This is a genomic window from Streptomyces sp. NPDC018045, from assembly GCF_044327445.1.
Lineage (GTDB): Bacteria > Actinomycetota > Actinomycetes > Streptomycetales > Streptomycetaceae > Streptomyces.
In genome coordinates, this window is record NZ_JBIRFL010000011.1 from 62,637 (window position 1) to 82,388 (window position 19,752).

Consider the following 19,752-nt stretch of genomic DNA (forward strand, 5'->3'; position numbering starts at 1 on the left):
GACAAAGGCGGATGGGCCCTGCCTCCCTGGCCCCGCCTCCGGGGAGACTCGGTCGGCGGGGAGAAGGGGCCGGCCCGTGGGCCGGGTCCGTGAGGCACCGACGGGAGGGAGGTATCGCCGTGCAAGACCGCACCGTGGCCGAGGTGATGACCTGGGAGGTCGTACAGGCCCGTCCGGACACCCCGGCCAAGGAACTGGCCCGGCTGCTCGACGTCCACCGGATCAGCGGCCTGCCGGTGGTGGACGGCGACGACAAGGTCATGGGGGTCGTCTCCCGCACGGACCTGGCCACGCCCGCCGGCGACCGGGCCGCTCCCCTCTGGCGGCCACCCCGCCCCGCACCGCGCCGTCCGGCCGGCACCGGTGCCGCCGGGGGCACGACCGCGGGTGAGGTGATGACGACACCGGCGGTCACCGTGCACCCGGAGCACCGAGTCGTGGACGCCGCGCGCCTCATGCAGCGCCGGCACGTCGACCGGCTGCCCGTCGTGGACGAGGAGGACCGTCTCATCGGCATCACCACCCGCCGGGACCTGCTGCGGGTCTTCCTGCGGCCGGACGAGCAGATCCGCGCGGAAGTGGCCGGCGAGCTGAGCAGTGTCCTGGTCGTGCTGCCGGACGAGGTACGGGTCTCGGTACGGGACGGCCTCGTGACCCTGCGGGGAACGCTCGCGCACGAGGACGACATCCCGGCCGCGATCGGCTCGACCTGGCGGGTGGACGGAGTGGTGGGCGTGGTCAACCGCCTCGTCCCGCGCGCGGGCGACGACGGCGCCCCGCACGGAGAGCCCTTACGGCGCACGCGGGACTGACCCGTCACGGCCCGTCGCCCCGCCCGGTCGCCATGGGGCGGCGGAGCAGCGCGACGGGGCGCCGTGGAGAACGGCGCCGGCGGTGAGCGCACCACGGCCGGGTCGCGGGCCGCGACCGACAGCCCCATGGCGCACGCATGGAACCGTCGGCTCCCTCAGGGCCGCGGGCCGCCTTCCCGCGAGGTCGCGGAGGCGGGGCCCGTGCGGGGGCCCTGGGCGGCCGCGAGCGCCTGGGTGGCGATGACCGCGGCCTGGACCCGGCGTTCCACACCGAGTTTGGCCAACAGGCGGGAGATGTTGTTCTTGACCGTCTTCTCCGCGAGGTAGAGCCGCTTGCCGATCTCCCGGTTGGTCAGCCCCTCGCCCACCAGCGCCAGGATTTCCCGCTCCCGCTCGCTCAGCCCCGGCAGGCCCGGCTGCGGTTCCTCCCGCCGGGTCTCGCCCCGCAGCCGGGCCATGACGCGCGCGGTGGCACCGGCGTCGAGCAGCGACTGGCCCGAGGCCACCGTCCGTACGGCGTTGACCAGGTCGGTACCGGTGATCTGCTTGAGTACGTACCCGGCCGCACCCGCCATGATCGCGTCCAGCAGCGCCTCCTCGTCGTCGAACGAGGTCAGCATCAGGCACACCAGGTCCGGTAGGCGCGAACGCAGTTCGCGGCACACGCTCACCCCGTCGCCGTCGGGCAGCCTGACGTCCAGGATGGCCACCTGAGGGCGCAGGGCGGGCACCCGCACCAGCGCCTGCTCGGCGGTGTTCGCCTCCCCCACCACGGTCAGGTCCGGTTCGGCGTCCAGGAGGTCGTGCACGCCGCGGCGCACCACCTCGTGGTCGTCGAGCAGGAAGACGCTGACCGGTGCCTTCGTCCGGGCGTCGGCCGGGTTTTCCGTCATCACGCAGCTCCGATGCTCCTGAAGCGGCCCGCCCCCGTAGGCGGCGCCAGGTGCAGCCTGCAACACGCCAGGGCCGAAGAGCCAGGGCCGGACGGCCCTTCTTCCCGGGCCCACGGCCCTGTGCCGCGCCCCTCATGGGTGCCGAAGGTCCCACAGGGTCGCTGCCCACGCGAACGCCGGTCGGCGCGCCATGAGCACGGGGGTGCCCCTCGATGCCGCCGGTGCGACCTTCGTACGGTCGGGGCGTCGTCGGTCGGGGCGTCGTCGAGCGTCACGCCGTCGTGCGGCAGCCGACCGGCCCGGCAGGCCCGGGCGGCACCCAGGGGTGGTCGCCGGGCCGTTGCCTTTGTGAGGACGCCTCAGTTTCTGAGGACGCCTCAGGAGCGCCCTCGCCGAGCCGGCGGAGTTCTTCCGGGCCGGTTCCGCCGTCGAGGTGGTGTGCTGCCGGTGCGGTTCAGGCCGGGCGCGCACTGTCCGCAGGGGTGCCGGTACCGGCAGCGGCCCGCCGGACCCCGGTGAGGGTGAAGGCCAGGGCGGCGGCCGCGACCAGGGCCAGCAGGAGCAGGCCCAGGGCGAAGCTTCCCGAGGCGCTGAAGAGGGCGCCCATCACCAGCGGCGGGATGAATCCTCCCAGGCCGCCCGCGGCGCCGACCACGCCGGTGACCGAGCCGACCTTGCTCGCCGGTGCCAGGAGAGCCACCAGCGCGAAGGTGGCACCGCTGCCCGCGCCGAGCGCGGCGGCCATGGCCAGGAAGGCGACGGTGCCCACCGGGGCGAGCGGCGGGGCCGCCGACTGTACGGCGGCGCCCACGACGACGACCGCCAGGGACCCGGCGAGCACGCGGACCGGCCCCACCCGGTCCGACAGCCACCCGCCGATCGGGCGCATGGCCACCGCCAGCAGGACGAAGCCGGCCATCCGGTCGGCGGCGTCGGCCTGGCCCAGTCCGTAGCCGGTCTTCAGGTAGGTCGGCAGGTAGACCGAGAAGGCGACGTAGCCGCCGAACGCCACGGCGTACAGGGCCGATGCCTGCCAGGTGACGGGCAGCCGTGCGGTGTCGGCCAGGCGGCGGGCCAGCGGTTCGCCCGGTACGGTGCGGCCGGGCGCGTCCCGCAGCAGCACGGCGGCCAGCACGGCGTGGCCGCCGAGCGCTCCGGCGCTGATCAGGAACGGGTTGGCCATGCCGTACGCGTCGACCAGCTTGACGGTCGTCAGCGCGCTGATGGCGGTGCCGCCCATGCCGGCGCCGAAGACGCCGATCGCCAGCCCGCGCCGCTCCGGCGGGAACCAGCCGCTGACGAACGGCACGCCGACGGCGAAGGCCGTGCCCCCGATGCCCAGGAAGAACCCGCCAACCAGCAGGGCGATCAGCGAAGAGTGCCCGAACAGGCCCAGGCAGAGCACCGGTACGATCGTCGCGACGGACACCAGGGGGAACATCACGCGGCCGCCGAACCGGTCGGTCAGCGCCCCCACCGGGATCCGCCCGAGCGATCCCACCACGACCGGCACCGCCACCAGCAGGGACTGCTCGAACGAGCTGAGTGCCAGGGTCTCCTTGAAGCGCGGGCCCAGCGGGCTGAGCAGGGCCCAGGCCCAGAAATTGACGGCGAAGCCCAGTGTGGCCAGCGTGAGCATCGTCCACGGGCGGCCGACCGGGGAGGTGTGGCCCGCTGCCCTCGATGGCACTGCGGCGGCGGTTTTCTCAAGCGGGCACATCGGGTACCTCTCGTTGGATGCGTTCCGGAAGCCGTCCGGTGCGGGACACCTCGTCCCACCACCGTCACGCGGCTCCCGTCGTTCAGCTTCATCGGACCCGCCCGCCGGGGACGGGCCATGTGTCGTCCCGCGCCCTCGGGCGCGGCGCCCGCCCTACCGGGGCGCCTTCGGGCCGGTCGGTTCACGCCGGGCGCGCGCGGGGGCGCCAGGGTGCCGGCCGTACGCCGGAGCGGTCGTCTTCCGGCGGTAGACCAGGTACGGGCGGCGCAGATAGCCGATGGGCGCGCTCCACACGTGGACGAGGCGGGTGAAGGGCCAGGCCGCGAAGAGCAGGCACGCGGTCAGGGCGTGCAACTGGAACAGCAGGGGCGCGCCGGAGATGGTCTCGGGCCGCGGTTGCAGCAGGAACAGTCCGCGGAACCAGAGCGAGACGGTGGAGCGGTAGTCGTACCCGCCTCCGGCGATGTTGTGGACGACGGTGGCGGCGACGCCCAGCGCCACGGTGGCGGCCAGCAGGGGGAAGAGCACTTTGTCGCCGGGGCCGGTCCTGGTGCGGATGCGTGGGGCGAGCAGGCGGCGGGCGCTGAGCAGGCCCAGTCCCACCACCATGGCCGCACCGGCCACCGAGCCGAGGGCCACCGCCACCGTGTGGTAAGTGTGCTCGCCGATGCCCAGCGCCGTGGTCCAGGACGCGGGGACGGCCAGGCCCACGACGTGTCCGCCGAGCACGGCGAACGCGCCGAGGTGGAACAGTGGACTGCCCCAGCGCAGCCAGCGGTGTTCCAGGAGTTGGCTGGTACGGCTGGTCCAGCCGAACTGGTCCTTGCGGTAGCGCCAGACGTGTCCGACGACGAAGACGGCCAGGCAGATGTAGGGCACGGCGACCCACAACAGCAGGTCGGTGCCGGTGGTCGCGGTGAGGGAGCTGGTGGAGGCGCTCATCGGCGGGTCTCCGCATCCGTGGGTCCGGTCAGCGGGGGCAGCAAGGTCGGCTGTGCGGGCGGGGGTGGTACGAACGTGCCGGGCGGGGCGAAGCCGGTCCCGCTGTACGGGTCGAGGCCGACGTCCTCGGCCGGCGGCCCTTCGGCCGCCAGTTTCGCCACCGCCTCCAGGTCGGCGGCGCCGGCCGGCGGCAACAGGGACAGCAGCGCCGCCAGCACTCCGGCGTACGGGGATCCCGCGTCCGACAGGGCGTGGTGGATGAGGGCCAGGCCGCTCCGGTGCCTGCGCAGTGGCGCCTCTCCGGTGCGCGGCCCGGCCAGCGCGGCGAATTCCAGGACGACGGGCAGATGGTCGGGGAGTTCGCCGTTGTCGGCGCTCCACCCGGCGGCCCGGTAGGTCTGGGCGAGGGTGAGCAGGGCCATGCCCCGTCGGCGGGTGTCGCCGTGCAGGTAGTAGGTGAGGTAGAGGCTGCTCTTGCGGCGCAGGTCGAAGACCTCCACGTAATGGCTTTCCAGCGCCTCGGCCGGCTGGGCCGCGAACCAGGCGGTGAAGGAGGCCAGTTCCTCGGCGGCGGGCGAGGGCGGCAGCGCGTTCACCGCCTCGGACAACGCAGGGCGCTCGGCGGCGAGTTCGGCGTCCGGATACTGCAACAGGAGCGACAGCAAACGTAGCAGGAGCGCGCGCTGTGCGGCCTCTTCGGGGCCGGGGCGGGCCCGGCGCCCGGCCGCCGGGCGGATGCGCGTGCGCAGGGCGCTCATGTGGTCTCTCCAGCGAAGGTGTCGGAGGCGGCGGTCCGTCGCCGCAGGGCGGGGATGCCGAGCATGACCTTTCGGCCCGTGCCGGACGGGGCGTCGGCACTCTCCACCGGGCAGCGGTTTTCGAGCGCGCCGAGCGCGGCGGCGTCCTCCCGGTGGGCGGCGGGGACGACGTACCGGTCCGTGTACTTGGCGACGGCCAGCAGCCGGTGCAGGTCCCCGGCTTGCGCGGCCGTCAGTCCCACGGCCTTGAGGGCACGTTCATCGCCCTGCTCGCCGAGGGTGCGCTGCCGCATGTGGCTGCGCAGTGCGGTCAGTTTCATCAGCACCCCGGCGACGACGTCGGTGTCCCCGGCTGCGAAGAGGTTGGCCAGGTAGTCCAGCGGGATGCGCAGGCGGGTGACGGCGGCGAAGACGTGGTCGGGGTCCTCGGCGTTGCCGCCCGCGTCGCCGACGGCGTCCAGGACCGGGGACAGCGGCGGCACGTACCAGACCATGGGCAGGGTGCGGTATTCCGGGTGCAGCGGCAGGGCCACCTTGAACTCGCTGATCAGGGTGCGTACGGGTGAGCGGCGGGCGGCGTCGAGCCAGTCCTCGGGGATGCCGGACCGCCGGGCGGCCGCGCGGACTTCGGGGTCGGCGGGGTCGAGGAAGCTGTCCCGTTGGGCGTCGAGCAGGTCCCGCTCGTCCGCCACGGCGGCGGCCTCGCCGACCCGTTCGGCGTCGTAGAGGACCAGGCCGAGGTAGCGCAGGCGCCCTACGCAGGTCTCGGAACAGACGGTGGGCTGTCCGGCCTCGACGCGCGGGAAGCAGAAGGTGCACTTCTCGGCCTTGCCGGTGGCGTGGTTGACGTAGACCTTCTTGTACGGGCAGGCGGTGACGCACATGCGCCAGCCACGGCAGCGGTCCTGGTCGACCAGGACGATGCCGTCCTCGGCCCGCTTGTACATCGCCCCGGACGGGCAGGCGGCGACACAGGCCGGGTTGAGGCAGTGCTCGCACAGCCGCGGCAGGTGGAACAGGAAGGTCTGCTCGAACTCGAACTTCACCCGCTCGGCCAGGTCCCCGCTCAGGTTGGGATCGCCGGCCGCCGTCTCGGCGGCGCCGCCCAGGCCGTCCTCCCAGTTGGCGCCCCAGGTGATGGCGGTCGGCTTCCCGGTGAGCACCGAGCGAGGGCGGGCGACGGGTACGTCCTGGCCGGCCGGGGCGCTGACGAGGTTGTCGTAGTCGTAGGTGACCGGCTCGTAGTAGTCCTCGATGGCCGGCAGGCCGGGGTTGGAGAACAGGGAGGCCAGGCGCTTGAGGCGGCCACCGGAGCGCAGTACCAGGCGCCCGCGCCGGTCCAGCGCCCAGCCGCCCTTCCACTGCCGCTGGTCCTCGTAGCGGCGGGGGTAGCCGACGCCGGGCTTGGTCTCGACGTTGTTGAACCAGGCGTACTCCACGCCGCCGCGGTTGGTCCAGGTCTGCTTGCAGGTGACGGAGCAGGTGTGGCAGCCGATGCACTTGTCGAGGTTCATCACCATCGCCACTTGGGCCATGACGCGCATGTCAGTACTCCACATCCTGGGAGCGGCGGCGGAGCACGGTGACCTCGTCGCGCTGGTTGCCGGTGGGCCCGTAGTAGTTGAAGGCGTAGGTGAACTGGGCGTAGCCGCCGGCCAGGTGCGAGGGCTTGAGCAGCAGCCGGGTCAGGGAGTTGTGCATTCCGCCGCGTTTGCCGCTCACCTCGGTCTTCGGCACGTTCACCGTGCGGTCCTTGGCGTGGTACATGTACACCGTGCCCTCGGGCATCCGGTGGGTGACCACCGCGCGGGCCACGACGACACCGTTGCGGTTGTACGCCTCGATCCACTCGTTGTCCTTGACGCCGATCTTCTCGGCGTCGGCGGTGCTCATCCAGATCACCGGCCCGCCCCGGGACAGGGCGAGCATGTATGCGTTGTCCTGGTATTCGGAGTGGATGGACCACTTGGAGTGCGGGGTGAGGTAGCGGACCGTCACCTCGGCGCGGCCGTCCTCGGCCAGGTGCTCGTCGCCGTAGTGCCGGGCGGTGTTCAACGGCGGCCGGTACGCCGGGAGGTGTTCGCCGAGTTCGGCCATCCAGTCGTGGTCGACGAAGAAGTGCTGGCGGCCGGTGAGGGTGTGCCAGGGCTTGCGGTGCTCGACGTTGATGACGAACGGGGAGTAGCGGCGGCCGCCGGTCTCGCTGCCGGACCACTCGTAGGACGTGATCACCGAGCGGGGCTGGACGCGGGTGTCGGCGAAGGTGATCCGCTCGGCCTCCCGCTCGGCGGACAGATGCGCCAGCTCCGTACCGGTCCGTTCCTCCAGTGCCTTGAAGCCCTCGGTGGCCAGGCGCCCGTTGGTGGTGCCGGACAGGGCGAGGATCGCCTCGCACATGTCCGACGCGGTGGCCAGCGACGGCCGGCCGTCCGCCGCGCCGCCGCGCCGGACCCCGTTGGCGCGCCGCAGGTGCTCCAGCTCCTGGTCCGGGTGGACGGTGACGCCCTTCGTGGTGGTGCCGAGCTTGTCGAGGAGGGGGCCGACGGCGCGCATCTTGTCCGCCACCGCCGCGTAGTCCCGTTCGACGGTCACCAGCTTGGGCATGGTGCGGCCGGGGACCGGCGGGCACTCGCCGGCCTTCCAGTCGGCGACGATGCCGCCGGGCTGGGCCAGCTCGTCCGGGGTGTCGTGCTGGAGCGGTACGGCCAGGACATCGGTACGGGTGCCGAGGTGCTCCCCGGCCAGTTCGCTGAAGCGGTCGGCGATGGTCAGGAAGGTGTCGTAGTCGGTCCGTGCCTGCCAGGGCGGCGCGATGGCCGGGGTGAAGGCGTGCACGAAGGGGTGCATGTCGGTGCTGGACAGGTCGTCCTTCTCGTACCAGGTGGCGGCCGGCAGCACCACATCGGCGAACAGGCCGGTGGAGGTCATCCGGAAGTCCATGGCGACGAGCAGGTCGAGCTTGCCCTCGGGGGCCTCCTCGCGCCAGACGACGTCCCGGGGCCGCTTCCCGGGCGGTGTCTGCTCGGAGCGGACGGCCGCGTCGGCGCCCAGGAGGTGGCGCAGGAAGTACTCATTGCCCTTGCCGGAGGAGCCCAGCAGGTTGGCCCGCCACACGGTCAGCACCCGCGGGAAGTTGGCCGGGTCGTCCGGGTCCTCCGCGGCGAAGCGCAAGGCGCCGGACGTCAGCCCCTCGACGATGTGCTCGGCCACCGGGCGGCCCGCGGCGGCCGCCTCGTCGGCCAGGTCCAGCGGGTTGCGGTTGAAGCCGGGGTGGCCGGGGGTCCAGCCCATGCGGACGGCCTGGGCCAGGCAGTCGGCGGTGGCGCGGCCGGTGAAGCGGCCCTCGCCCAGCGGGGAGGCCAGTTCGCCCGGGCCGAACGCCTCGTAGCGCCACTGGTCGGTGGCCAGGTACCAGTACGAGGTGCCGGCCATGTGGCGGGTGGGCCGCTGCCAGTCGAAGGCGAACGCGAGGTGTTGCAGGCCGGTGACGGGGCGGACCTTCTCCTGGCCGACGTAGTGGGCCCAGCCGCCGCCGTTGACGCCCTGGCAGCCCGTCATGGTGGTCAGGGCCAGGAAGGCACGGTAGATGGTGTCGGAGTGGAACCAGTGGTTGGTCCCGGCCCCCATGGCGATCATGGAGCGGCCCTCGGTGCGTTCGGCGTTGCGGGCGAATTCCCGGGCGATACGGGCCGCCTGCGCGGTGGGGACCGAGGTGATCGTCTCCTGCCAGGCCGGGGTGTACGGCTGGGAGGCGTCCTCGTAGGAAGCCGGCCAGGTGCCGGGCAGGCCGGGGCGGCGCACGCCGTACTGGGCCAGCATCAGGTCGAAGACGGTGGTCACGCGCCGGCCGCCGATCCGGCGGACCGGGATGCCGCGCACCATCACCCCGCCGCCCTCGGTGGGGCCCTCGTCGAAGCGCGGCAGCGCCACGGTGGCCGTGGACTCCGCCCGCTCCAGCAGACTCAACTCCGGCTCGGTATCGCCCAGTTCCAGGTTCCATCGGCCCTTGCCCTCCTCACCCCAGCGGAAGCCGAGCGACCCGTTGGGGACCACCGGTTCGCCGTCGGCGCGGTCGACGAGGACGGTCTTGAAGCGCGCGTTCTCGCCGGTGTCGCCGAGGTCGGCCGCGGTCAGGAAGCGGTCCGGCACCAGGTCGCCGTCCCGCTCGCGCAGCGTCACCAGGAACGGGGCGTCGGTGAACCGGCGCAGGTAGTTCTCGAAGTAGGGCGTGGCACGGTCCACGAGGAATTCGCGCAGGATGACATGGCCCATCGCCATCGCCAGGGCGCCGTCCGTGCCCGGGTGCGGGGCCAGCCACTCGTCGGCGTGCTTGACGTTGTCGGCGTAGTCGGGGCTGACGGCGACGACCTTGGTGCCGTTGTAGCGGGTCTCGGTCAGGAAGTGGGCGTCCGGGGTCCGGGTGACGGGGATGTTGGACCCCCACATGATCAGATACCCGGCGTTCCACCAGTCGGCGGCCTCCGGCACGTCCGTCTGGTCGCCGAAGACCTGCGGCGAGGCAACGGGCAGGTCCGCGTACCAGTCGTAGAAGGACAGCAGGGTGCCGCCGATCAGCGACAGGAAACGGGCGCCCGCGGCGAAGGACGCCATCGACATCGCGGGGATGGGCGAGAAGCCGGCCACCCGGTCCGGGCCGTAGGTCTTGACGGTGTGCACATGGGCGGCGGCGACCAGTTCGGCCACCTCGTCCCAGTCGGCGCGCACCAGCCCGCCCTTGCCCCGGGCCTTCTTGTAGGCGCGGGCCTTGGCCGGATCGCCGGTGATCTCCGCCCAGGCGGCCACCGGATCCCCGAGCCGGCGGCGCGCCTCCCGCCACAGCTTCAGCAGCGCCCCGCGCACGTAGGGGTAGCGGACCCGGCTGGGCGAGTAGGTGTACCAGGAGAACGACGCGCCGCGCGGGCAGCCCCGCGGCTCGTACTCGGGGCAGTCGGAGCCGATCGACGGGTAGTCGGTGGCCTGGTGCTCCCAGGTGATGATCCCGTCCTTGACGTAGACCATCCAGGAGCAGGATCCGGTGCAGTTGACCCCGTGCGTGGAGCGTACGACCTTGTCGTGGGACCAGCGGTCGCGGTAGAAGCCCTCCCACCGGGGGTCCCCCGTGCCGAACACGGCACGCCCGTCCCCGCTCACCTCGCGGCGGTTGAGCAGCCGCCGGCCGGCCAGCGGCCAGCCGCGTTCTTCATCAGCCGCCGCCGGGCCGCTGATCTTCTCGTTCTCCATACAACTGAACCTAAATCGGCCTCCCCCAGGTCCCGGTGGGCGAAGCGTCCCGGAGCCCAGGGCCACACGACCCCGAATGTTTTCGGCCACACGGGACCAATGACCCTGCGCGCGGACCGCCCGCCTTGGCGGGCGCCGCCTCGGCGGGCGCCGCCTCGGCCGCGTGCCGGGGATCGGGGATCGGGGAGGAGGTACCGCGCCTGTCCGTATCGCACCGAGCCTCCGAGCGGTGCGCGGGACGGGGGCGGCGGCTTCCCCTGCGCGTCCGCTTCCCTTGCGCGTCCGGCCACAAGTAGCATGCTACGGATCGCAGTTGGCACCTCACACTGCCGCAGTGGCCCATCAGCTCCTCTCGTCGCCGTCCGACAGGAGGCCGGCATGAAGCAGGCGATCGGCAGAGTCGTATTCGGCCGCTCCGGGCGGGGGAAACGGGCGTCGGGGAAGTGGGCGGCCGGGAAGCGCGGGGCCCCCGGAGGGCCGCCGGACGGCGACCGGCACGCCGCGCTGCGGGCGCGCACCGTCCGGAAAGTGTCCCGCAGGGTCGTACCGCTGCTGATGCTGGGCTACGTCGTCAGTTTCCTCGACCGGATCAACATCAGCTTCGCGAAATTCGGCCTGGAGGATTCCTATGGCATGACCGGCACCCAGTACGGATTCGCCGTCGGCGTCTTCTTCGTCGGTTACGTGCTCGCGGAAGTGCCCAGCAATATCGTGCTGGTGCGCGTGGGGGCCCGTATCTGGCTCAGCCGGATCATGGTGACCTGGGGCGTGATCGCGGCGTCGCTCGCCTTCGCGCCGAACCTCGCCACCGTCTACGTGCTGCGCTTCCTGCTCGGCCTCGCGGAAGCGGGGTTCTTCCCGGGCATCCTCGTGTACCTGACCCGCTGGTACCCCAACCGCGAGCGGCCCCGGGTCATCGCCACGGTGATGGTCGCGATCCCCCTCGCGGGCGTCATCGGCGGCCCGCTCAACGGCTGGATCCTCGCCGTCTCCGACGGGCTCCTCGGGCTCTCCGGCTGGCGCTGGATCTTCCTGGCCGGCGGGCTGCCCGCCGTCCTCCTGGGCGTGGTGTTCTTCCTGACCATGACCGAGCGGCCCGCCGACGCCCGGTGGCTCGATCGCGAAGAGCGTGCCTGGCTGGCCCGGACGCTGGCGGCCGAGGAAGACGAGCGTACGGCCACGGCGCCCGCCGGGCACCGCGCGGCGCTGCGCAGCGGGCGCGTCGTCGCGCTGTCCGCGGTGTACTTCCTGCTCCAGTGCGGCGCCTACCCGCTGGTGTACTGGATGCCGTCGGTCATCAAGGACATCGGTGCGCGGCTGAGCAGCGTGCAGATCGGCTGGCTCACCGCGCTGCCCTTCCTGCTGGCCGCGCTGTGCATGTACGTCACGGGCCGGCTGGTGCGCGACGAGCGGTCGTCCCGGCCGGTGCTGGTCGCGCTGGGGGTGTCGGTGGCGGCCTTCACCGTCACCGCCGGGTCGCTCGGCTCCCCCGCGCCGGCCTTCCTCGCGATCACCGTCGCGACGATGGCCGCGCAGACCGCCAAGCCGCTGTTCTGGCCACTGCCCACGGCGTTCCTGGCGGGCGTGGGCGCCGCCAGCGGCATCGCGCTGATCAACTCTCTGGGCAACGCGGCGGGGTTCGTCAGCCCGTTCGCGGTGGGCCTGCTCCAGGATGCGACGGGGAGCGTGGCACTCTCCATGACCGTGATGATCTCCGCCAATGTGCTGGCGATGGCGGTGGTCGGCGCTCTGGCCCGGTCCGTACGCGGGCGGGAGCGGGCTGCCACGGCCGGCAGCGGAGCACCGGGAGCACCGGGACCGGACGGCACCGGAACGTCGGGGCCGGACGATGCCAGGGCCTCGGGACCGGACCATGCCGGGCCGTCGGGATCGCGCGGCGCCGGGCCACCGGGGCCCTCCCCGCCCGGCTCCCCCGGTCCCCGGCCCGGAACGTAGCCGTTATGCTCGAAACCCCGGTCAGGACCGCACGGGCCGGGGCTGTCGCCGGCAGTCCGGCCCGTCCCGGGGAGAGCCTTGACCTCAGATGCGCGAGCCGACAGCAAGACCGAGCGGATCGCCGCCGACATCCGGGACGCCATCCGCGACGGGCGGCTCGCACGCGGGGATCTCTACAGCTCCCGCGAACTGGGCGAGCGTTTCGGCGCCTCCCGCACCCCCGTACGCGAAGCACTGCTGAGGCTGGCCGACCTGGGCCTGGTACGGATCGAACGCAACCGCGGTGCCCGGGTACTGGGTCCCGACGGGCGCGGCATCGTCGAACTGTGCAGCCTGCGCGTCCTGCTGGAGCCGGCCGCCTGCCGCAGCGCCGCCGGGGTGCTGACCGCCCGCGACGACGAGGCGCTGGCCGCCGAGTTCCGCATCATGGAGGAGCGCGCGGATGGCGGCCCGGAGTACTTCGCCGCCGACGAACGGCTGCACGGTCTGATCATGCGCGCGAGCGGCAACCTGCGGCTGGCGAAGTTCGTCGCCGAACTGCGGCAGACCCTCGCCCTCGACAGCCGGCACAGCGTCCCGCGGCAGCAGCCGGTCGAGGTCGCCCTCCAGGATCACTGGGACATCGTGGAGGCGCTGCGCAAGCGTGACGGTGACGCGGCGGAGCGCGCGATGCGCAAACACCTCGTACGCTCCGGGGACCTGCTGGTCGCCAACACCAGCGAGGACAACCGGGCGCTGGTCGCCGAGTGGCGGCGGTGGCTGGAGATGACGGTACCCGCGGGCGGCTGACGGCGCGTGCCTGCGGCTGATATTGCCAGCGGGCGGCCGGGACGCCGGGAAACCGGGGTCGAAGCCGTGCGCCGGGACCCGGCAACCGGCAACCGGCAACCGGCAACCGGCAACCAAGGAAACCGGAAGCCGTGCGCCGAACCGGACACCCGGAAGCCGGAAGCCGGAAGCCGGGAGAACCGAAACCGGGGCCCCCTCACCGCCCCGACCTCCTGCCGCCCAGGCACTGGTGAAGACGGCCGCTCAGTTGCATGCTACTAAGCACCCGTAACGCGCAACGTGGAACATCCCGCGTTGCGCGCGTCGCAGCCGGCCCCGCCCGCCGCCCGGCAGAAGGGACTTGTGATGCCCACCGTGGATCCGACCGTTCCGCCCCCGCCCCGCCCGTACGCCGCCGCCGTCGCCGACGGCATCTGGTCCGCGGGCGCCGACCTCGTCGGCTACGTACCGTCCGTCAGCGTGGCCCCCGTCATCGCCGCACTGGTCGCCGACGACGGCGGCAGCGACGGCACCTCGCCCCGGGTCTTCCCGCTCTCCCGCGAGGAAGAGGCCCTGGGCGTCCTCGGCGCACTGCCGCTGACCGGCCGGTTCGGCACGGTCGTACTCCAGGACAACGGCTTCGGCAACGCCCTGACCGCGCTGGCCACCTTCAACCTCGCCTACCACCTGCCGCTGCTGCTCGTGGCCAACACCCGCGGCGGGCTGGGCGAGTACAACTCGATGATCCATACGCTGTGCCAGCACGTGCCGGGGCTGCTGGACCGGGTGGGGCTGCGGGTGTTCACCCTGGACCGGCGCAGCGGGCCGGACGACTGGCGCGCGGTGGTCACCGAGGCCGGCGCGCACGCCCGGCTGACCTTCCGCCCGGTGGCCGTCCTCGCGGACTTCTGGGCCACCGACGGAAGGGGCGCCTGACGTGCGCCGCATCGAAGCGCTCGGCGTGCTCGCCGAGGAGACGGCCGGGCTCCCGGTGGTGGTGACATGCGCGGCGACCAGCCGCGAACTGGCCGCCGTGGCGGACCGTCCCAGCCACCTCTATCTGCTGGACTCGATGGGGCTGGCCGGTTCGGTCGCCACCGGAGTGGCGCTGGGGCTGGCCGACACTCCGGTCGAGCGAGTGGTGGCGCTGGAGGGCGACGGCTCGCTGCTGATGAACCCCAACGTGCTGATCACCGGCGGCTATCTGCGCCCGGCCAAACTGCTGGTCGTCCTGCTGGACAACCACGTGTACGGGTCGACGGCCGACCTGCCGACGTACGCCGCGCGGATCGACCTCGGCGCGCTCGCCGCGGCGGCCGGCTGGACCGTCCTGCGGGCCCGCGAACCACGGGCGCTGCGCGCGGAGTTCGGCCGGGCGCGGCGGGCGGTGGGGCCGGTCCTCCTGCACGTACGCATCTCGGTGGGCAACGCGGCCGACGTACCGAAGCTGCTGGAGGACCCAGTCGTGCTCGCGCGGCGGTTCCAGGACTGGCTGTCCGCCCGGAGGGGCGAGCAGTCGGGCCTGAGTACGGGCGGGAAGCCGGACCCGAGCACGGGGGCGGCGGAGACGGGGCCGCAGGACGCGGGGACGGAGGCGGCCCTGTGACGATCACCCAGGTCCGGGCACGTGCCATCGCCATCCCCATCAGCCGGCCGACCCGGATGTCCAGCCGCGAACTGACCGCCCGGCACTACGTACTGGTCGACGTCACCGACGACACCGGGCGCACCGGCATCGGCTACACCTACGCGGGCACCACCGGCGCCGCCCTGGTCAAGGCCGCCGTCGACGACCTGCTCGCACCGGTCCTCCTGGGAGCGGACGAGCGCGACATCGTCGGCCTGTGGGACCGCGCCTACCAGGAGACGCTGCTCGCCGGGCGGCGCGGCGCGGTGCTCCGCGCCCTGTCGGCGCTCGACGTCGCCCTGTGGGACCTGGCGGCCAAGCGCGCCGGGCAGCCGCTCGCCGTCCTGCTGGGCGGGACGACGGCGCCGCAGCCCGCGTACGCCTCGGGTGGCTACTACCGGCCGGACGACGGGGAGTGGGCCGCCGCGGTGCGCGCCGAGATCGCCGCCGACCGTGCGAGGGGCTTCACCGACCACAAGATCAAGGTGGGCGGGCTGTCCGTCGCCGAGGACGCGCGCCGGGTCGCGGCGGCGGTCGACGCGATGGCGGGGCACGGTCGGCTGGCTCTGGACGCCAACAACGCGTATGCGTCCGTACATGAGGCACGCGCCGCCGCCGAGGCCTTCGAACGGGCGGCTGGGGTCATGTCGTTGTGGTGGTTCGAGGAACCGTTGTCACCGGAGGCGGTCGTCGGGCACGGGGAACTCGCGGCGCGCATCCGTACGCCGGTGGCGACCGGCGAGATCCACCAGACGCGGTGGGACTTCCGCAGCCTGGTGGACACCGGGGCCGCGGCCTTGTTCCAGGCGGACGCCGCGGTGGCCGGCGGCGTCACCGAATGGCTGCGGATCGCGCACACCGCCGACAGTTTCGGCATACAGATGGCCCCGCACTGGCACCACAATCTCCACGCGCATCTCACGGCGGCGGTGTCCAACGCCCTCGTCGTCGAATACTTCGCACCGGAGAAAGGCATCTACACCTTCGAGACGCTGCTGACTCCGCGGACGCGCATGCGATGCGACGGCAATCAGGTGTATGTGCCGGACCGCCCAGGACTCGGCATCGCGTTCGACGAGGAGGCCGTGGCGCAATACGAGATCGGTTCCTGACGGGAGCACGGCGGTCGGTCCGTCGACCGCCCCCCGTCGCCGCCCCGACGATCACCACCTGCCCGCCCCGTAACCCTCCGCGCCTGAAGGACGCGCATCACGTCCCGTCCCGCAGTTCCGAGATGTCGAGCGGTGGCAGCCGCGCCAGCTCGGCGTTGGCGGCGGTCAGGGCGGCGGTGTGGCAGGGATCGCCGAGGACGGCCGTCATGGCTTCGGCGATCTGGTCGCGCGTAGCGGTGAGTTCCAGGGCCCGGCCGAGGCCGCGCCCCGCGAACGCGTCGGCGTTGTCGGGCTGGTCGCCGAGAATGCCCATACCCAGGACGGGCGTTGTGCCCTGTACGGCGTCGAGCAGGGACGCCCGGCCGCCGTGCGTCACGAACAGGTCGGCACGGCGCAGCAGCGCGGGCTGCGGGACGTGCCGGAGGACATCGATGCGGGGGTCCGTGCTCTGTAGGTGCTCCGCGAGGTCTCCCGCGGACACGATCGCGTCACAGTCGATCGCGGACAGTGCGGCCAGGATCTCCTGGTAGATGCCCTCCACGGTGGCTCGGAGTCCCGGCATCGCGGTGGTCAGGGTGCCGAGGCTCGCGTAGACGAGCGGGCGGGCGGAGGGGGAGCGGTCCGGCCACCCGGGCAGAGCTGTGCGGTATCCCGCGACGGTACGCCGGACCGCGCGCGCGGAAGGCGGGGGCGTCCGGTAGAACCACTGGGCGGGCGCGGGGGTGAGCATCTCGGGGAACGCGGGGGTGTCCAACTCGTGTTGTTTGTAGAGGGTGGACAACGCGGGCGCGATGTCGCTGTCCCACAGGTCCAGGAGGACCGGGCCGAGGCCGTTGTCCGCGGCCAGCAGGGGCAGCCGCAGAACCCTGGCCGCGAGGTGCGCGCCGAGATCGCTGCACTCGGCGATCACCAGGTCAGGCCGTACCCGGGTCCACGCGGTGATCAGATCATGGGCCTTCGCCTCGGCCTGGTCCGGCCAGAGCCGGCCGAAGACGTACCGGTTGAAGGAGGCGTTTCCGCACTCCGTCCAGATCTCACTCGCCCTCCGCTGAACGGCGGGGTCACATGTCCAGTCCGTTCCTGCCCGGTGGAACTCCACCCCGCGCCGCCCGGCTTCGCGGCGGAACATGAGGGGGGCGTGGAGGGCGACATCGTGGCCCTGCTCAAGGGCCGGGCCGATGACGTAATCGAGTGCGGACACATGCGAAGGTATCGGCTCGGCGGTGACGGCTAACCGCAAGGTCACGGAGACTCCCAGGTAGTTCATCGACGCAGCTTGTGGCGATTCGATCATGGTGCGTCGACGCGTGCCCTCCCCGGGGCGCCAGATGTCGGCCCCATTCGTTGCCCGTAGAGGCACGGCTCGTCAGCCGACAGGGCAGCCCGGCAGGACAGGGCTGAACCGGAACCGGTCCTCCACATCGCTCCGAGAGGGACGGGGAGGCCGGGAGCCGTGGCGGTTCGTGCGTTGTTCAGCCATGAACCACAGCCATGCACTATGTACGGTGCCGCGCGGCCAGGCGGTCCTGGAGGCTGGAGTGCCGGAACTGGTAGACGGCTCCGGCCTGGCGCAGGACGCCGCGGCGGTGGGCGTCGTCGAGGAAGCGCATCAGACGCCACGGCAGTTTCCCGCGCAGGGCGAGCCAGGTGCGGCAGAGCTGGTACCACCCCCACGGGCTGGCCACCAGCCCGGACTGGAAACGGCCGGTGAACCTTCCGGTGAGGCCCAGAGCGAGGCCACCGCCGAGCCCGGCCGTCAGGGCCCACATGACGCCGACGTCGAGGCCGAACCCGCGCTCGCCGGTGGCGAGGCCGGCCAGCAGTCCCGCGCTGAGCGACTCCACGACGAGCCGCGCGCCGCTGACCAGCCGGTCATCTCGTAACGAAGCCTGTGTACTGGGCGACCGCAGCGCGTCGGCCGGGGCGTTGAGCCACATCATGACCGCGAAGGCGAGCCCGGCACTGAGACCCACCGTCCCGGCGACCTTCATCGCGGCCTGGATCCCGCCTCCCATCTCGATGCCCAGCCCCACCGCGAGACCGAAGGCGCACGCGGCCCCGGCGCCCATCATCACCCCGATGGTCAGGCCCAGGACGAGTTTCCTGCCGAGCAGGCGCAGCCGGCCCCGTACCCGGAGGTTGGCGTAGCCGGGATGGGCGGGGGGCGTGGCCAGGAGTCCGGCGCCGAGGCCGCCCGCGAGTCCGGCCACCACGCCGACCATCGAGCCGAGGCCGAGCGCCACACCGACTCCGGCCACGGTTCCGGTGAGCAGCTCCAGCACCACGGCGATCGTCCGCCGTCCGGCCGGGGGAAGGAACAGGTGCAGGTGCCACCAGGCCAGGTCGTGTGTCGCGTGCCGCTGGGTGGCAGTGGCCAGGAACGACAGCCAGCGATGCGCCAGTTCCGGCGGGTAGGCGGGCGGGGTGCTGCCCGGGCGGTCTTTCGGTGGCGGCGGGCGGTGGGTGTAGGCGGCGGGGACGAACGCGTCGAGCAGATGCCCTTTGAGGGATTCCTGGTCGGGGAACCTGCCGTGGTCGAGGAGTTCGGCCGGGTCGGTGGCGGGCACGGTGTAGACGGCCCGGGCCAGGGTGATCATCAGTGGGGACGCCAGCGTCCGGGCCAGCGTCCCGCCGGGAGAGGAGCGCACATGGGACAGCACCGGCGCCCACCGGGCTTCGGTCGCCGTGCCGCCGGCCGACAAAAAGGCGACCGCCTCGAAGACACCCACCGGTTCGAGTTCCACCACCGCCGCGGTGGTCAGCACGGTGCCGCCGAGGGCGACCGCGGCCTCGAATTCCTCGCTACGGCAGGTGATCACCAACGGCCGGCCGGGAGCGAGGTGGTCGAGCGCGTCGATGGCCACGGTGTGCAGCCCGGCGGAGATCTCGTCCAGGCCGTCCAGGACCGGCAGGACATGACCGCCGGTGACCAGGTGGGGCGCGGCTCGGGGGCCGAAGACTTCGGTGTTCGCCAACGCCGGATACTCCTCGACCAGGCGGCGGGCGATCCACGCGTCCAACTGCTCGGCTCGCGGGTCCCATGAGGACAGGGACAACAGCACCGGCACCGGTCCCCCGTGGGCCTGCCGGTGTTCCAGCAGGCCCAGCGTCAGCAGGATGGCCAGTACGGTCTTGCCCGCACCCGGTGCCCCGAGCAGCACCAACTGCCGCTTGGGCAGTTGGACGTACTTCTCGGCGATGTCGTCGATTCCGCCGTGCAGGCGGAGGCGGACCGGCCGGCCGCCCATGATGCCCTCACCGACGATCGCGGCCGGCCGGGCGGCGACCGGACGGCCGGTGGAGGACCAGCGCACCCGCAGCGGCTCGGGCCGATACAGCATGCGCATCTGCGCCTCGGCGCTCCACTGCCGGCGCACCGCCTGCGCCAACTCCTGGGCGGCATGGCGGTGTTCCTCCTCTCCCTCGCCGCCGCGCCGCTCCTGCGCGGCCGCGGCCCGGCGTCGGCGGATCTCCAGCACGGCTGCGGCCACCGCCGCCGAAACCGCCACCGGCCAAGCCAGCCACAAGTACGGTTGGACCCTTTCCGGTACGGCCTCACTCGCGATGTTGGTGGCGGCCGGTACCACCAGCACGCTCAGGACGAAGAACACGACCGTCGTGAACTGAGAGGGGGACTTCACTGCCCTGGACCTCCGACCGGCATCGATTCGCCCCAGCATGCCGAAAGCGGCCGCCCCGGTACGGTCCGTTGCGAAACCGCAAACCAACGGCGCCCCACCAGGCACTGGCGTACCGTCCGTTCCGCATACGCCAGGACGCGCGCCCGCTCCGTACGCCGTCGCACCCGGCCCGCTCACGGCCCGGCTCCGTACTCGGCGGCGGCCCGCACGGCTCGTCGATCAGGCTGGCGGTGATTTCGTACCCGGCGTGCTGCCCGTTCGGGCGGCAAACGGGCGGCGAAT

Annotated in this window: 14 protein-coding genes; 6 read left to right on the forward strand and 8 right to left on the reverse strand. The window is 72.7% G+C overall.

Annotated elements, in window-relative coordinates; genetic code table 11:
* The first annotated feature begins 119 nt into the window (after positions 1-119).
* Positions 120-812: a CBS domain-containing protein gene (locus ACH4EB_RS23830; RefSeq protein ID WP_398349587.1), complete on the forward strand. Its 693-nt coding sequence runs from the start codon at positions 120-122 to the stop codon at positions 810-812.
* Positions 813-967: 155 nt separating this feature from the next.
* Here ACH4EB_RS23830 and ACH4EB_RS23835 read toward each other — a convergent pair whose 3' ends face one another.
* The 6 genes from ACH4EB_RS23835 to ACH4EB_RS23860 form a co-directional block, all read right to left on the reverse strand.
* Positions 968-1,705 carry a response regulator gene (locus tag ACH4EB_RS23835; protein WP_398349588.1) on the reverse strand — a complete coding sequence of 246 codons (738 nt, stop codon included), beginning with the start codon at positions 1,703-1,705 and terminating at the stop codon, positions 968-970.
* A 454-nt stretch (positions 1,706-2,159) separates the two neighbouring features.
* Positions 2,160-3,344, reverse strand: a complete 1,185-nt coding sequence (locus tag ACH4EB_RS23840; protein ID WP_398349718.1) for an MFS transporter — start codon at positions 3,342-3,344, stop codon at positions 2,160-2,162.
* 234 nt (positions 3,345-3,578) lie between these two features.
* A complete protein-coding gene (gene narI, locus ACH4EB_RS23845; protein ID WP_398349589.1) occupies positions 3,579-4,367 on the reverse strand; it encodes a respiratory nitrate reductase subunit gamma in 789 nt (262 codons plus the stop codon).
* Positions 4,364-5,125: a nitrate reductase molybdenum cofactor assembly chaperone gene (gene narJ, locus ACH4EB_RS23850; RefSeq protein WP_398349590.1), complete on the reverse strand. Its 762-nt coding sequence runs from the start codon at positions 5,123-5,125 to the stop codon at positions 4,364-4,366. The genes narI and narJ overlap by 4 nt, the downstream gene beginning before the upstream one ends.
* Positions 5,122-6,669: a nitrate reductase subunit beta gene (narH, locus tag ACH4EB_RS23855; protein WP_398349591.1), complete on the reverse strand. Its 1,548-nt coding sequence runs from the start codon at positions 6,667-6,669 to the stop codon at positions 5,122-5,124. Before narH ends, narJ begins: the two co-directional genes overlap by 4 nt.
* Before the next feature lies 1 nt (position 6,670).
* Positions 6,671-10,366: a nitrate reductase subunit alpha gene (locus tag ACH4EB_RS23860; protein WP_398349592.1), complete on the reverse strand. Its 3,696-nt coding sequence runs from the start codon at positions 10,364-10,366 to the stop codon at positions 6,671-6,673.
* Positions 10,367-10,894: 528 nt separating this feature from the next.
* Here ACH4EB_RS23860 and ACH4EB_RS23865 point away from each other — a divergent pair.
* The 5 genes from ACH4EB_RS23865 to ACH4EB_RS23885 all read left to right on the forward strand — a co-directional run bounded on the left by ACH4EB_RS23865 (position 10,895) and on the right by ACH4EB_RS23885 (position 15,829).
* Positions 10,895-12,322, forward strand: a complete 1,428-nt coding sequence (locus tag ACH4EB_RS23865; protein WP_398349593.1) for an MFS transporter — start codon at positions 10,895-10,897, stop codon at positions 12,320-12,322.
* A gap of 78 nt (positions 12,323-12,400) precedes the next feature.
* A complete protein-coding gene (locus tag ACH4EB_RS23870; protein ID WP_398349594.1) occupies positions 12,401-13,111 on the forward strand; it encodes a GntR family transcriptional regulator in 711 nt (236 codons plus the stop codon).
* A 345-nt stretch (positions 13,112-13,456) separates the two neighbouring features.
* Positions 13,457-14,026 (forward strand): hypothetical protein, encoded by a 570-nt coding sequence (locus tag ACH4EB_RS23875; RefSeq protein WP_398349595.1) that lies wholly within the window; start codon positions 13,457-13,459, stop codon positions 14,024-14,026.
* A 1-nt stretch (position 14,027) separates the two neighbouring features.
* Positions 14,028-14,696 carry a thiamine pyrophosphate-dependent enzyme gene (locus tag ACH4EB_RS23880; protein WP_398349596.1) on the forward strand — a complete coding sequence of 223 codons (669 nt, stop codon included), beginning with the start codon at positions 14,028-14,030 and terminating at the stop codon, positions 14,694-14,696.
* Positions 14,693-15,829, forward strand: coding sequence for a mandelate racemase/muconate lactonizing enzyme family protein (locus ACH4EB_RS23885; protein WP_398349597.1), 1,137 nt, complete (start codon positions 14,693-14,695; stop codon positions 15,827-15,829). The genes ACH4EB_RS23880 and ACH4EB_RS23885 overlap by 4 nt, the downstream gene beginning before the upstream one ends.
* 97 nt (positions 15,830-15,926) lie before the next feature.
* On the opposite strand, the gene ACH4EB_RS23890 is transcribed toward ACH4EB_RS23885, so the two are convergent.
* Both ACH4EB_RS23890 and ACH4EB_RS23895 read right to left on the reverse strand, forming a co-directional pair.
* On the reverse strand, positions 15,927-17,096 hold the full coding sequence (locus ACH4EB_RS23890) for a glycosyltransferase (RefSeq protein WP_398349598.1): 1,170 nt from the start codon (positions 17,094-17,096) through the stop codon (positions 15,927-15,929).
* Between the two features lie 229 nt (positions 17,097-17,325).
* Positions 17,326-19,470: an NACHT domain-containing protein gene (locus ACH4EB_RS23895; protein ID WP_398349599.1), complete on the reverse strand. Its 2,145-nt coding sequence runs from the start codon at positions 19,468-19,470 to the stop codon at positions 17,326-17,328.
* Between the last annotated feature and the right edge of the window lie 282 nt (positions 19,471-19,752).

Coding starts and splice junctions, on each gene's coding strand:
- ACH4EB_RS23840 (WP_398349718.1), bottom strand. CDS start 3,344: ATGCTCACGCTGGCCACACTGGGCTTCGCCGTCAATTTCTGGGCCTGG.
- ACH4EB_RS23860 (WP_398349592.1), bottom strand. CDS start 10,366: ATGGAGAACGAGAAGATCAGCGGCCCGGCGGCGGCTGATGAAGAACGC.
- ACH4EB_RS23875 (WP_398349595.1), top strand. CDS start 13,457: ATGCCCACCGTGGATCCGACCGTTCCGCCCCCGCCCCGCCCGTACGCC.
- narH (WP_398349591.1), bottom strand. CDS start 6,669: ATGCGCGTCATGGCCCAAGTGGCGATGGTGATGAACCTCGACAAGTGC.
- ACH4EB_RS23890 (WP_398349598.1), bottom strand. CDS start 17,096: ATGAACTACCTGGGAGTCTCCGTGACCTTGCGGTTAGCCGTCACCGCC.
- narJ (WP_398349590.1), bottom strand. CDS start 5,125: ATGAGCGCCCTGCGCACGCGCATCCGCCCGGCGGCCGGGCGCCGGGCC.
- ACH4EB_RS23835 (WP_398349588.1), bottom strand. CDS start 1,705: ATGACGGAAAACCCGGCCGACGCCCGGACGAAGGCACCGGTCAGCGTC.
- narI (WP_398349589.1), bottom strand. CDS start 4,367: ATGAGCGCCTCCACCAGCTCCCTCACCGCGACCACCGGCACCGACCTG.